At 67.8% G+C, this 14,305-nt stretch carries 5 protein-coding genes; 1 reads left to right on the top strand and 4 read right to left on the bottom strand.

Annotated features, from left to right (window positions below):
• Positions 1-66: 66 nt before the first annotated feature.
• The 3 genes from OGL93_RS16340 to OGL93_RS16330 form a co-directional block, all read right to left on the bottom strand.
• Positions 67-5,514 (bottom strand): ATP-binding sensor histidine kinase, encoded by a 5,448-nt coding sequence (locus OGL93_RS16340; RefSeq protein WP_263263858.1) that lies wholly within the window; start codon positions 5,512-5,514, stop codon positions 67-69.
• 819 nt (positions 5,515-6,333) lie between these two features.
• Positions 6,334-10,044, bottom strand: a complete 3,711-nt coding sequence (locus tag OGL93_RS16335) for an autotransporter outer membrane beta-barrel domain-containing protein (protein ID WP_263263857.1) — start codon at positions 10,042-10,044, stop codon at positions 6,334-6,336.
• A 179-nt stretch (positions 10,045-10,223) separates the two neighbouring features.
• Positions 10,224-10,451: a hypothetical protein gene (locus OGL93_RS16330; protein ID WP_263263856.1), complete on the bottom strand. Its 228-nt coding sequence runs from the start codon at positions 10,449-10,451 to the stop codon at positions 10,224-10,226.
• Between the two features lie 58 nt (positions 10,452-10,509).
• Here OGL93_RS16330 and OGL93_RS16325 point away from each other — a divergent pair, with 58 nt between their 5' ends.
• Positions 10,510-11,517, top strand: a complete 1,008-nt coding sequence (locus OGL93_RS16325) for a GNAT family N-acetyltransferase (protein ID WP_263263855.1) — start codon at positions 10,510-10,512, stop codon at positions 11,515-11,517.
• A gap of 94 nt (positions 11,518-11,611) precedes the next feature.
• Here the strand turns inward: OGL93_RS16325 and cysC are convergent, their stop codons facing one another.
• Positions 11,612-14,146, bottom strand: a complete 2,535-nt coding sequence (cysC, locus tag OGL93_RS16320) for an adenylyl-sulfate kinase (protein WP_263263854.1) — start codon at positions 14,144-14,146, stop codon at positions 11,612-11,614.
• Positions 14,147-14,305: the final 159 nt, after the last annotated feature.

The raw sequence follows: 14,305 nt of genomic DNA, 5'->3' as shown, positions 1-14,305 counted from the left end.
CAGCGCACCTGTGGGCCCGGCGTATTTCCCCGGCGCTCGGGGTCAGGGGTTGCAATGCTGAACCGATCACCCGGCGCCGGCCCCCACCCCGGGCAACGTAAACAAGAACAAATGCTCGCCACCGCGCCCGGTGTGGGTGTGCAAGGCGCCACCGTGGGCGTTGATGATCGAGAAGCAGATGGCCAGGCCCATGCCCATGCCGCTGGCCTTGGTGCTGTAGAACGCCTGGAACACCTTGTCGGCTTGTTCGGGAGGGATGCCGGGGCCGGTATCTTCGATCATCACCAGCACACCGCCGGGCACCGGTTCGCTGCTCACGGTCAGGCGCCGCTGGGGCGGCGGCAAAGCTTGCATGGCGTCTACGGCGTTGTTCACCAGGTTAAGCACCACCTGTTGCAGTTGTACGGCGTCGGCCTGCACTTCGCCCGGCGCGCCGAGCCGCAGGCTCAGGGCCACCTGGCGGTCGTCGATGTCGGCCTGGGTCAGCGCCAGCACCCGTTGGATCAGTGGGTCCAGGGCCAGCGGCTTGTGTTCCGGTGGCGCCTGGCGGGCGAGGGCACGAATGGCGGTGACGATGTCCGCCGCGCGTTGGGCCTGGCCCTTGATGTCACGCAGGCCCTCGCTCGCTTCGAGGATTTCCGGTTCCGGCCGTTGCAGCCAGCGCAGGCTGGCGCCGGCGTTGGTGAGGATGGACAGCAACGGCTGGTTGATTTCGTGGGCGATGGAGGCGGCCAGTTCGCCGAGGATGGTCGCCTGGGCGGTGCGGTTGAGCTCGCTGCGGGCGGCGCGCAGGGCGGTTTCGGTGTGCCGGCGCTCGCTGATGTCCGAAATGATCCCGAGGAAGCCCTCATCGCCGTCTGGCTCGGCGACCACCTCCAGATAATGCCAATGCCCGTCCACCGGCGTGCTGCGAAACTCCAGGCGGAAGGCCTGATGCTGCTCGATCGCCTTGGCCAGGCGGTTGCTGAAGCGATGGCGGTCGTCCGGGTGGACCAGCAGTTCCGGCGCAGCCAGGTAGCGGGGGTCGCTGCACGGCGGTAGCGCGAGTTCCTCGAGCAGGCGCGGCGACCAGAAGCCACTGGCGTGGGGGTCCTTCCAGCTGAAGGTGGCGTAGCGGCTGACCTGCTGGCCGATGGCAAGCAGCGCCTGGGAGCGCTCCAGGGTGGTTTCGCTTTCGCGGCGACGTTGGTTCTCCTCCACCAGGGTGGCGTAGAGCGTGGCCGTGCTCAGAGAGATCGCCGCCTGTGCGGCCAGCCATTCCAGCACCTCTACCCGCGGTGGCGCGAACACTTCGGCGGTGAAGGGGTTTTCCAGGTAGAGCACGCCGATCACGGCGTTCTGCTTGAGCAGGGGCACGCACACCGCCGAGCCATTTTCCAGGCGGCCCAGGTAGAGGTCGTCGGCATAGCGGCGCAGTTGTTCCGGGCTGTTGATCACCAGCGAGGCGCGGCTGCGCACGCAGTCATGGATCAGGCTCAACGGCAGCCCGGCAGGCGAGGGCGCCACTTGGCACAACTGCACGTTCACACCGTCGAGGCCCGCATGTGCCGTGGCCCGTACCTCGAGGGCGTCGTCACTGGCCACCAACAGCAGCGCGGCATGGGTGGCGCCGGCATACATGACGGTGGTGGCCAGCAGGGTCTTCACCAGCGAGTCCAGCTCGATTTCGCGCGATAGCGCCTGGCACGCGCGGGTGATGGACATCACGTCCAGCTGCTGGCTGGTCGCCAACGGCGGGTGCCCGCCGGCGGAGCGGTCGGCTTCCAGCAGAAACGGGTGTTCGGCCTCCAGCTGCTCGGCCAGCACCATGGCGCCCCAGCGCCGCCAGGCATCGCGAGCCTGGCGCCAGTGATGGCGGGCAGAAACGCTCAGCCCGGCGCTGTGATGGCAGCGCGCGGCCAGCTCATGCGCCAGGCCTTGGATATGAATGGCGCCGCACTGCGCCGCCTTGGCGATGGTCGCCTCGTAGCCTTGCAGCGCGCCCAGGGTGTCGCCGCGCACCCGGCACACCTCCGCCTCGGCCAGGGCCAGGCGGTCGGCGAAGTATTTGGGGTTGAGCGTCGCCCACAGGCGCAGGTGCCGCATGGGTTGTTCGTAATCCTGCGGGGCCTGGGTCAGGGTTTGCAGCGCCGCGCGGTTGAGCACGCTGAACAGCGCCAGGTCGATCAGGTGGATCTGCGCGGGCACTGCCCAGGCCAACGCCCAGGCGGCGTCGAGGCGCCGGGCCGCCTCCTCCAGGGAGCCCTCGAGGAACTGGAACAGGCCCTCGAACAGCTCCCACCAGAACCGCAGCGGCCCCATGCTGCTTTCGCTGACCCGCCGCGCCAGTTCGCCGCGCTCAGGGATCGGCACCGCGGCGTCGATGTCCCCTGCCAGGCGGCGGATGTACAGCGCCTGGGTGTGCAGAATGCTTTGCGCGTCCACGTATTCCAGGTTGCCCGCCATGATCAGGCCGCTGTCGATCTGCCGCAGCATCCGCTCGATGGGGGCACCCAGTACCAGCAGGTCCGAGACGATATGGTTGTTGGAAAAGCAGGCAAGGCTCGGGCTGCCGAGCGCCAGGCTGGCCCGATAGGCTTGCTCGGCGCACTCCAGGGCGAAGGGCAAGGGCTGCGTCCATACGCTGACCTGGTCCAGGGCAATCAACGCCGACACCCGGCCGCTGGCATACCGCGGCTGCTCGGTCAGGGTCACGGCGCAGCGGGTGAAGTCCAGGCCCAGCGCGTAGGCCTCGAAGCGGTGCGCACTGGCCACGCCAAGCCAGGCAAGGCCAGGCACGCTCGCTGGGCTCATGCCATGGGCCAAGGTCAGCCGGGCGATCTGGCAGGCGGTGACCAGCAGCAGCTGTGGCGCGATGAAAGAACCGGGGATCATCAGGCTGGCCAGCAGCTCGACGATGGCCTCCACTTGCGGGTCCGCGGTGGGCCGCAGGTTGAGAAAGACACTGGGCGGCCGCCCGGCCAGGTCGCCGAGCAAGGCTTCCCAGGCTTGCTCGGCCTGGGCGGCGCTGGGGTCGAGGGCAATGCTCAGGCCAAGGGTGGTCAACCCCGTGGCGGCGGTGCCGGCAGCGCCGGCGTAGTCGCCCTGCAAGTTATGCACCTCGCAGCTCAGGCGATACAGCTTGGCGCGTTCGAGGGCATCGCACGGGCGCTGTAACGCGGCGGCGATGTAAGCCTGGGCGGCGGTGTAGTCGGCATCGAGGATCAGGCATTGCACCTGCAAAAACTCTACCTCCCGGGCCAGCGGCTCCAAGGGCGAAGGGGCTTCGGCGAGCAGCAGCTGCGCGTGGGCGAGGTAGCGCAGCGCCGCCTTGGGCGCTGCCGCGGCCTTGGCCACGTCCGCCGCTTGTGTCAGCACATTGATGAACGCCTGACGCTGCCCATTGGCCAACAAGGCGTGATCGGCCCGCAGCACCTGCCCGGCAACCCGGAACAACGCGTCGGCCTCCGCCTGCGGCGGCAACCGGCCCAACAGGATGACCGCGAACTGCAAGTGCATGGTGCGCTTGAGTGGTTCGGGCAGGCGCGAACGCACGGTTTCGAGGATCGTGTCGTGGGTGAACGACAAGCCGCTGCGCGCTTCGCTGAGCAGGCTCGCTTTCACCGCCGGGCGAAGCAGGCTGGCCAGGTGCGCCGGGGTGGTGCCAGTCACCGCTGCCAGGTCTTCCACCGGCGTGTGGTTGCCCAGCATCGCCAGCACCCCGAGCACCTCCCGGGTGCGCTCGGGCAACCCTTGCAGGCGGGTGGTCAGCAGCGCTTCAACGCCGGCGAACAACGGCCACTGGGTGGCGTCCTCGGTGTTGCCGGTTTCCTGTAGCACCTCGATCACTTGCGCCACGTATAGGGGGTTGCCGGCGCCGCGCTGGTGCAGCCGCGCCGCCAGGGTGTCACGCTCGCTGGCCGACAGTGACAAGCGCGCCGCCAACAGCGCGTTCACGTCGTCGACGGCCAACGGCCGCAGCTCGATTTCCAGACAGCGCTGGCCGAGCTCGCGATAATGCGCCAGCAGCCGGGCGAGGGCGGCGTCGGTGGCCAGGGCGTCGTCGCGGCAGCCGGCAATCAACAGCAGGTGGCGCAATTGGCGAGCGTTGAGCTCGGCCAGGAACGAGCGGGTTTCCGGGTCCACCCACTGAAGGTCATCCAGGAACAGCACCAACGGGCGCTCTGGGGTCGCCACGGCGGCGAACACCTGCTGGAACAGCCCCAGCAAATGCCGCCGGGCTTCGCTTACCGAAGGTGGGCTGGCGCTTGGCAGCTCTCCGGTCAGCCATTCCAGCTCGGGGACCAGCCGCGCCAGGGTGGCGCCATGGTCCCCAAGCGCCTGGCGCAACCGTTGCGCCACGGCCTGCGCCTGGGCAGGAGCAGCGCCGGCCAGGCGTGCGAACAACGAGCCCAGGGCGGCACACAGGGCGCCATAGGGCAGGTGGTGCCGGGCCAGCTCGCACTTGGCATTGGCGAACATCAGTTGGTCATCGGTCAGGCGTTGGCGCAGCGCGCGTACCAGGGTGGTCTTGCCGATGCCGGCCTCGCCGCTGATGAACACTGCGCCGCCGCGCCAGCGCTGAAGTTGCTCCACCGCTTGCAGCAGGGCTTGCAGCGGCGCCTCCCGACCTACCAGCTCGATGCCGGCGTGGCCGGAGGGCAGTGCTCGGGCACTGGCGCCGAGGGTGCCGAACTCGCGCCATTCGTTGAGGTGGCGCCACAGCTGCGCTTCCAATGCCTGGGCAGACTCCGGTCGTTGCTCGGGCTGTTTGTGCAGCAGCCGCGCGACCAGTTGCTCCAGCGCCGCGGGCAGGCCTTGGCGCCAGCGCGACAGCGGCGGCGGCATCACCGCCAGGTGCTGCTGGCGCCATTCCAGCGGATCGCCCGCTTCGAACGGCAAATGCCCGGTCAGCAGTTGAAAGAACGTCACACCCAGCGCGTACAGGTCAGTGGCCGGCCCGGCGGCCTGGCTGGCAATCGCCTCTGGCGCCAGGTAAGCAAAGCGGCCGTGGCGGATCCAGCCCTGTTCCCGCCCGTTGTGCTCGGCGAGGATAGCCCCTGCGAAACCCGTGAGCCGCACTCGGCCGTCGGCGGCGACCATGAGGTGTTCGGGGCAGATATCCTGATGGACGATGCCACGTGCGTGCACCTGGGCCAGCGCAGCGCTGGCTTGCAGCGCAAGGGTTAAAAACCGTTCTATCGAAAAGCTGCCCATGCCAGCTTCGCTGGCCGGCTCGCCGCCGTCCTGAAGCACCAGTGCCGGCCCGTCGGCGGTGTTCAGGCGAGCCAACGGCTGCACTGCCCAGGCGGGGTCCAGGCAGGGCGCGAGGGCGTATTCGCGGTCGATCCGTTCCTGTGCGGAGGGCGCGGCCGGCTCACTGGCACGCAGCACCAGCCACTGCCGCAGGCCATCGCTGCTGTAGGCGCGCCAGCGGGTCAGGCCGTCCAGGTGGTCCAGCCGGGCCCAGCGCAGGCTGGCCAGCCAGGCATCGTCGAACAGGTCCAGGCCCGGCAGGGGAGGGTTTTCAGTCATGGATCGGGGGCCATGTGGTTGCGGGCAATGGCGGCAGCGTGGCTGCCAGGGAATCGCCATCTTACCGGGGCGCGGAGGATCTACCAGCCTGCGTGTGCGGGATTTTTCGTAGGCTGGCGGTGCGAAGGGCGGTTGTATAGCCCACACCGGGCCATGCCTCTAAACCCCCTGCCTGCTGACCTCTTATGGAGCTAGACGAAGCCCAGGAACACTCTTGCCACGCCCGCCTGTTCCGCAGGCCCTTTGTGGGACCGGGCAAAGCCCGGGAACACTCTTGCCCACGCCCGCCTGCTCCGCAGGCCTCTTGTAGGATTGAGCGAAGCCCGGGAACACCTTTGCCCACGCCCGTTTTTTCGCGGCCCTCTTGTGGGACTGGGCGAGGCCCGGGAACGCTCTTGCCCACGCCCGCCTGTTCGCGGGCCCCTTGTGGGACCGGGCGAAGCCCGGGAACACTCTTGCCCACGCCCGCCTGCTCCGCGGGCCTCTTATGGGACTAGACAATGCCCAGGAACACTCTTGCCCACGCCCGCCTGTTCCGCGGGCCCCTTGTGGGACTGGGCGAAGCCCGGGAACGCTCTTGCTCCCGACCGCGTGCTCCGCGGGCCTCTTATGGGACTAGACGAAGCCCGGGAACACTCTTGCTCACGACCGCCTGCTCCGCGGGCCCCTTGTGGGACTAGGCGAAGCCCGGGAACGCTCTTGCTCACGACCGCCTGTTCCGCAGGCCTCTTGTGGGACCGGGCGAAGCCCGGGAACATTTTCGCCCACGCCAGGCTGTTCGCGGGTTGGCGCCCCTCCCACAGGTTCGTATGTGGCCTGCTAGAACGGCACGCTGAGCTTCACCATGCTGGTTTGTTCGGTATAGCCGGCGCGGGTCTGCATATCCATGGCGAACGACAGGCTGGTCCCGCGGCGGCTTACCGAGGCGAACTCCAGGCCGCCGCGCAGCACCCATGGGCCGAGGTCGCTGCCGGGCGTGCGGAAGGTCTGCCCAGGCGCGCCGGCGAAGGCGGCGGTCACCACGTTACCTTCGTCGAGCAGGTCATAAGCCACGCCCAGCTTGCCCTTGAGCTGGATACCCGGGGCGAAGTCATGGCTAACGCGGGTATCGAAGCCAAGCAACAGCTGGTCGGTGGTGCGGGCTTTGACATCCAGCAGCAGCGGGGCGATACCCGAAGCCCCGCTTTCGCGGTAGGCGTCGTCGTGCACACGGGTGTAGTCAGCGCTCAGCGAAGGGGTCAGGGTGGTCGCCTCGGTCAGCGGCAGGCGCCGCGACAAGGCTACGCCGCTGGTGAAGATCTGGCTGTCGACGCTGGCGTCGGCCTGGCTGTTGCTGCCGCCGAAGTTCAGGGTGCGGCGGCCGTCGCTCTGGTTGTGGCCCATGCCGGCGTGCACGCTCAGTTCGGTCACGTCGTCGAGCAAGTGGCTGCCGTAGGCGGTGAACTGGTATAGCTCCAGCTGGTTGTTATGGCCGCTGCCGGCCGCCTCGTCGTTGGCCTGGCTGTTGCCATAGGCAAAGGCCACGCCCACACGGGTCGCCTTGGACAGCACCGCATCGGCGCCGAACAGTGTGCCGCCCACGTTCGCGGCAAAGCCGCTGCTGGCGCGTTGATTATCAGCCATGCGCGCGCCGAAGGGCTTGATCCACACGCCGCCCTGGGGCTGGGCGAAGCTGGTGCCGAGCATGGGTGATTCGGCCAGGCGCTCGCGCAGCGTGTCGGTGATCTGTTCGAGCATGAACTGGCTCGCCGGCAGCGCGTTGGTCAGCGGCAGGCTTTGGGTAACCGCCCGGGCAACCTCGGCGCCAGAGGTGGCGCTGACGAAATAGCTCGACAGCGCGCTGCTCGAGCCCTGCGCCAACTGGCTGTCCAGCACCCGCGCGGCGTCTTGGGCGGCGCTGTTGCCCTGTACCGCGTCACGCACGCCGGTAGCGCTTTTGGCGGCCAGTTTCAGGTCCAGCGTGTTGGCGTCTTTCACGCCGCTGAAGTTGAACAGCTGCGAGTTGCTGGTCACGTTGTAAGTGCCGTCCGATGCCAGAGTGCCCGCGGAGATCACGTTATCCAGGCTGCTGACGCTAAAGGGTTGCGCTGGGTTGGCCACGTTCACATAAACATTCGCCTGGTGCGGCAGGGTGGCGGTACCGCTGACCACCAGGTGGCCATAGGTGGTGCCGTCGGCCACCCGGGTGCTGAAGGTGGCGCCGCTGGTTTGCAGGTAATCGCCCTGTAGGGTAGCGACCGCGGCATGCGCCGGGGCGCTAGGGTCATCCAGGTTGGGGCCGGAGGCAGCGACCGCCAGGGTGCCGCGGTTCTCGAAGGTGGGCACCTCGAAGCGGTTGCCATCTTGCAGGGTGAAGGTGCTGCCAGCGGTCACCTGCACCGGGGTATTGGAGGCGTGGACGATGCCGCTGAAGCGGGCACTGTCGTTGCCGCTGATACGCAGCTGCGCAACGCTCGAGTCGGCGTCGATGTTCACCGCATAACCGCTCACGGCATCACCCAGCACCTGGCCGCTGATGTCGATGCCTCCGGCGATGTCCGTGTTGCGCAGGTTGATCCCGGCCTGGCCGGAGATGATCCCGCTGCTGACCAGCCGCCCGCCGACCTGGCTGTCGACCAGCAATAGAGTGAAGGGCGAGGTGCTGTCGGCAAGCAGGCTGCCACGGTTGTTGATGTCGCCGGCAATCTGCGTGCTGGCGATGGTCAGCACGCCGTCATCGCCGCCCTGGATCACTCCACGGTTATCGATGCTGGCCACCCGGCTGTTGCCCAGGCGAACCCCGGCCGGAGACTCGATGTGGCCAGTGTTGACGATGCCCCCTTGAACATAGCTGTTGGTCACCTCCAGGGCTGCCGTGTGCGCGGTCAGGCTTGCGCTGTTGCGCACGGCACCCAGTACGGTGCTGCCGCTCAGCAGCAGGCCCTTGTCCCCGCCACGCACAGTGCCGGTGTTGACCACGTCCCCGCTGATGTCGCTGCCCACCAGGGCGATCGCGTAGGCATCCGCCGTCACGGAGCCGCTGTTGAGCACGCTGCCGTCGACAGTGGTGTCCTCCAGGCGCACCCCGTTGGTGCCGGTGAGATGGCCACTGTTGTTGAGGTTCCCGGTCAGCCCGCTGTTGTCGAAGCTGATGGCCATCGCCGTACCGGCGATATCACCGGCGTTGCTCAAGCCGCCCTGGAGCTGGCTGGCGCGCACCCGCACGCCCGCTGCGGTACCGGTGCCGCCCACGCCGGTGATGCTTCCGGTGTTGCTGACCAACCCATTGACCGTGGAGTTGTCGATAAACAAGCCGGTGCGGCCGCTGAGGGTGCCGCCCACGTTCTTGATGCCGCGGCTGCCTACGGTGGCGGTGTCGACCTCCACTGCGATGCGGTCTGAGCTGGTGATGGAGCCGGTGTTGTACAGGCCGCCGATGGCCGAGTTGAAATGAACGCCGAGCGCGGCCTGGGGGATGTCGTCGCCTTGGACGGTGCCGCCTTCCAGGGAGATGGTTCCGCTGTTTTGTACGGTGCCCTTGACCGTGGCGTTATACAGCGCCAGCCCGTCGCTGCTGGCTGCGATGTGCCCGCGGTTGATGAGGTTGCCGCGCAGGTTGCTGTTGACGAGGATGCCTTCGCGCGCGGTCACGGCGGCTTCGTTGATCATGTCGCCAGCGATTTTGCTGTTGTACAGCTCGATGCCGGTGTCGTTGGCCGTGATGGTGTCCTGGGTGAGCAACTGGCCGGTGACGGTGCTGTTGACCACTCTCACGGCATCGGTGCCGCCGTGAACGAGCCCGCGGGTGCGCACGTCGCCATTGACCCGGGTGCCAGTGATGGCCAGGCCGTATTGGGCGCCACGCAGCTTACCGCTGCTGATCACATCGCCGTTGACGATATCGGAGTTCAAGGAGACGCCGATCACTCGGCTTTGGATGTCGCCGCTGTTGTTCACGTCACCATTGATCGTGCTCTCCAGCGCCAGCACGCCATACACCGCTGCGTTGATCTCCCCACGGTTGCGCAAGCCGCCAGTGATGCTGCTCTCGATGTCCAACCCGTTACCGTTGCTGCTGCCGGAGAGGACCTTGCCGTTGTTGACTACGCCGTCGCTGAGGTGGGTGTTCTTGATCAGCACCGCGGTGCCATTGGGGGCCGCGCCGCCCAAGGTGCCAGTGCTGTAGTTGGTGATGCCACCGGTGAGGGTGCTGTTGGTCAGGGAGATCGCCGGCTTGCCGGTAATGGTGCCGGCGTTGAGGATATTCAGGCTGCCGCTGACATGATCGGCCGTGGCGGCCGCGGCAGTATCGCTGCTCAGGCTGCCACTGCTGGTTACCTTGAGTGTGCTGCCCGCCACCAGGGTGCAGGGGCCAGTGCTGGCACCGCTGATGACCGTGGTGCCTGGCGTGCCGCAGGCGGCGAAAGCAGGCTGCGCCGCGAAGCTACCCACCGCCAGTGCCACCGCCCATGCCAGGGCTCGTGGAGTGGGGTGCGGATGGAGGTTGACCAGGCTGTTGTTGTGCTGTCCGCTGCGTTTATCGCGTGCCATGGCTTACCCCCGGCTGTTGCCGATGTTGTCGAGAAAACAGGGGTATAGCTAGGCGCAGCGGCTGTGTCAAAGCCGAAACAATCGTGCTCTGGATAGGGAGACAAGTGGCGAATTAGCGTCAGAAAAGCGCGATTTTGGCAGCAACGATTTGCTGTCGCGCCTGGCGGGCGAACCGGGCGTCAGCCCTGCCAGCCGGGCAACGCTACCCAAGGCATGGGGTCGGCCAGCAAGGCGCCGTCACAGGTGCGGCGATGCTGGAACGGTTGGCGGCTTTGCCAGCGACCTTGGCTGGAACCGCAATGACGGCACGTGAGGCGTTCGCCGCGCAGGGCCCAATGGGTTTCCCAGGCGGTGATCGCGTCCAGTGCGAGCTCCAGCCCAGCGGTATTCGATTGGATAACGGCCATCTGCCACCCCCTGTCATTGAGTAAGGTAGAGCGGTCGGGCGGAAAAAGGTTCGTGCCGATGGTCGACTTTTTGCCCGCAGACGCAGCGGCCTGGGCAAGGTATCGTCTGCGCGCGATGATCCTGTGCGAGGCACCTATGTCTGACTTCCTTATCCAACCCCTGCTCGAAGCTGACCTGGCGGCCGCCAGGGAGGTGGTGCGCGAGGCCTTTGCGACGTTCATGGGGGTGGCCGCGCCCGGCGAGTTCTGGAATGACCGCGATTACGTCGAAGGCCGTTGGCGAGCGCCGCACACCGCGTGGTTCAAGATCGAGCTGGAAGGCGAGCTGGCCGCCGTCGCCGGGGTAGCGCGCTGGGGCAGCCATGGCGTGGTGGGCCCGGTGGCGGTGCGCCCGGTCTATTGGGAGCGCAAGCTGGCCAAGGCGCTGATGGCCGCGGCCACCGGCCAGCTCGATGCCTGGGGCGTTACCCATGCCGGGCTGTTTACCTTCCCCGACAGCCCAAGGCACCTGGGCCTGTACCAAGGGTTCGATTTCTGGCCACAGGCCTTGACCGCAGTCATGGAACGGCCGGTAGCGGCTCGGCCTTCGGCGGTAGCGCCGGCAACGCCCCTGCTGACCACGGCAGAGCTGCGCGCCTGCGCGGAACTGACCCATAGCATTGCCCAAGGGCTGGACGTGAGCGGGGAACTGCAAGCGGTGGACAGCCTGAAACTGGGCGCCAACCTGTTGCTGCGGTCACCCTCGGGCGAGCTGGAGGGCTTTGCCGCCTGCCACTTCGGGCCACGTAGCGAAGCGGGCGAGGGGGTGTGCTACGTCAAATTCGCCGTGGTGCGCGGCGGCGATCAGGCACCGGCGCGCCTGGACCGCTTGCTCGCCGCGTGCGAAAGCCTCGGCGCAAGCCACGGCCAGCGCAGCCTGATGCTGGGCGTGAACACCGGCCGCCAGCAGGCCTACCAGCACCTGCTCGGGGCCGGTTTCGCCATGCGCATCCTGGGCATTACCTTGCATCGCGGCAGCGCTGGCTACGACCTGCCGGACCGGTGGGTGTTCGATGATTGGCGTTGAGCCAGGTTCCAGGGCCCCGTTAGGCGCTGGCGAAGCCCGCTAACCGAGGCGCTGCCGCCAGGTTCGCGGGCCTTGCCCTCCCGCGAGGCAGTGGCTACCGGCAGTCTCCAAGCGCTTCGAGCAGCGGCCCAAGGTACGCCTCGTATTGACGCCAGCGCTCCACTGAACTGCTGTACAGCGGCTGACGTACCTGGGTCACGCTGGCGGTGCGGATGCTGCGCTCGTTGCGGTGGAAGGCCAGGCAGGCGTCGTCCCACGGCAGGTCGCAGAACGTCAGCATTCGCGCGGTCTGCCCCGGCAGGTCAGCGACCAGGTCCTCATAGCGCACCTCGAGCATGCTGCCCGCTGGCATCACCTGGCGCCAATGCGCCATCAGCCGGGCATAGTGGCGGTAATGCCGGCCCAGCTCGGCGAGGTCGTAGGTCGCCTCCTGGTGTTCGCTGAACAGCCGGGTGAAGCACGACAGGCAAGTGTCTACCGGGTCTCGGCGCACGTGGATGATCCGCGCGTTGGGCAGCATGGCCGGGATCAGGCCGGCGCCCATGTAGTTGGCCGGTAGTTTATCGGTGATACGCCGGGCGCCTGGGCCATGGCGGCGCAGGGCTTCAAGGTAGTGCTGGCCGCGCGCGGCCATGTCGCTGGCGCTGGCCCGCGCCAGGTTGGCGGGGTAGGGCAGGCCAGGCTCGCCTGGCAGCGGCGCCTGTAGGATGCGCATCAGGTCATGCAGCTCGCCGGCGCCGGCCACCTGCGGGTGGCTGGCCAGTACCTGCTCGGTCAGGGTCGTCCCCGAGCGGGGCATGCCCAGCACGAAGATCGGCAGGTCGCTCGGGTCGCCCAGGCCTTCCAGCGCTCGCAGCCGGGGTGCGTCGAAGTGTTGGATGATCGCCTCGATGCGCGCTTCGTCGGCCTCGCTGCTGTAGTTGAAGGTCTCACGCTTGAGCCGCGCGCCCTGTTCGAAATGGGCGAAGGCACGGGCGTAGTCACCCAGTTCGTCGTAGCCCTTGCCCAGGCCGTAGTGCAGGGCGATGCGGCGCGCCGGGCTGGCCGTGGCGGCAGCCGCCAGCAGGGTTTCCATCTGCGCCAGGTTGTCATCCCCCGGGCGGGCCTTGCGTGCCTGCGCCAGGTGGTAGCGGGCGCCGTGGTTGTCGGGCGCCCCGGCGAGGGCCTGTTCCAGAAGCGCCACCGCCTGAGGTTGATGGCCGCGCTCAAGGGCTAGGCTGGCCAGGCCCACCATGGGCTCGGTAAAGCCCGGACGCAGGCTCAGTGCGCGCTCAAAGGCCTGTTCGGCCCGTTCGCCGTCGCCTTCCTCGCTGGCCAGGGTTCCCAACTGGCACCAAGCCTCGGCGCTGTCAGGGGAGCGTTCGATCCCGGCTTGCAGCAGTTGCAGGGCCTGGTCGCGCTGGTCGAGGTCGGCCAGGCAGCGGGCCAGCCCGGCGCATGCCTTGATGTGCTGCGGGCGCAGTTGCAGGGCATGCTCCAGCAAGCCCCGAGCCTCGGCCGGGCGGGCCTGGCGCAAGCGCGCAAGGCCCAGGTTGCAGATCGCATCCGCCGAAGCGGGCGCCAGCTCCACGGCTTGCTCCAGCGCTTGCACCGCTTCGCCCAGGCGTTCGGCTTCCATTAGCACCGTGCCCAGGTTAGACAGGGCTTCGGGGTAGTCCGGCCGGCACAACAGCGCCTGTTGATAGCCTTGGATGGCGGCGTCCAGCTGGCCCCGGGCGTGGGCGATGCTGGCCAGGTTATTCAATGACGGGACCATCGAGGGTTGTAGCTGCAAGGCCTTGCGATGGCAGGCTTCGGCGCATTCCAGCTCGCCGAGGTCGAACCAGGCCAGGCCCAGGTTGCTGTGCGCCGAGGCCAGCGCCGGCGCCAGGGCCACGGCCCGTTCCCCATGAGCCACTGCCGGGCGCGGTTGGCCCTGTTGGCGAAGCATTTCCGCGAGGTTGCTGTGCAGCAGCGGGGCATTGGGCGCGTCTTCGATCAGCCGCGCCATGGCTTGCAGCGCCTGGGCCACTTCGCCGTTGCGGTAAAGGTGCAGGGCTTGCTCATGGCGAACGTCCAGCGGCGCTGCGGGCGCCCGGGCCAGCGGCAGGGTTTCGGTCACGAAGCGGTACAGCCGTTCAGCACTGGCCTGGGGGCTTTCCCGATGGGTGTCCAGGCGCAGTTCGGGCGCGGTCGGTGCTTCGTAGGGGGCGCTGACGCCAGTAAAGGCTGGTAGCTCGCCGGCGCGCGCACGCTTATACAGCCCCTTGGGGTCACGCTGCTCACAGGTAGCGAGGTCCGCGGCCACGTGAACTTCATAAAACCTCGGGGTGGCCTTGCGGGCGTTGTCGCGGTCGGCCCGATAGGGGGAAATCAGTGAGACGATGCACAGCATCCCGGCATCGGCAAACAGCGCCGCCACCTGTGCAGTGCGCCGCACGTTTTCGCTGCGGTCCTGCGGGCTGAACCCAAGGTCGGCGTTGAGGCCCGTGCGCAGGCGGTCGCCGTCGAGCAGGTAGCAGGGGTAACCCGCCGCGGCCAGGCGGGCGACCACGGCTTCGGCCAAAGTGGTTTTGCCCGCGCCAGAGAGCCCGGTCAGCCAAAGCACCGCGCCCGTGCTCGACGGGGAAGTAGCAGGGGGGATAGTCACGGCGGCGCTCGCTCCGGTGGTTGGGTGTTGGCAGCATAGTCCAGCTGGCCGTTTCGGTTGGAACGACAGCAGGAATTGGGCTAGGCAGGTGTGGAACCGTAGGCGCCCTGCTTTGCCTGCGCCTACGGAGGGGCAGCCTGCCCGCTTCTACCAAGGCAC

This window comes from Pseudomonas sp. RIT-PI-S (assembly GCF_025642975.1).
Taxonomy (GTDB): Bacteria; Pseudomonadota; Gammaproteobacteria; order Pseudomonadales; family Pseudomonadaceae; genus Aquipseudomonas.
Note: the sequence above shows the minus strand (reverse complement) of the source record. Positions and strands in the feature narration are given on the sequence as shown.

Bases quoted from the DNA above. Each gene is read 5' to 3' on its own strand.
- OGL93_RS16325 (WP_263263855.1), top strand. From the start codon at position 10,510: ATGGTCGACTTTTTGCCCGCAGACGCAGCGGCCTGGGCAAGGTATCGT.
- OGL93_RS16330 (WP_263263856.1), bottom strand. From the start codon at position 10,451: ATGGCCGTTATCCAATCGAATACCGCTGGGCTGGAGCTCGCACTGGAC.
- OGL93_RS16335 (WP_263263857.1), bottom strand. From the start codon at position 10,044: ATGGCACGCGATAAACGCAGCGGACAGCACAACAACAGCCTGGTCAAC.
- OGL93_RS16340 (WP_263263858.1), bottom strand. From the start codon at position 5,514: ATGACTGAAAACCCTCCCCTGCCGGGCCTGGACCTGTTCGACGATGCC.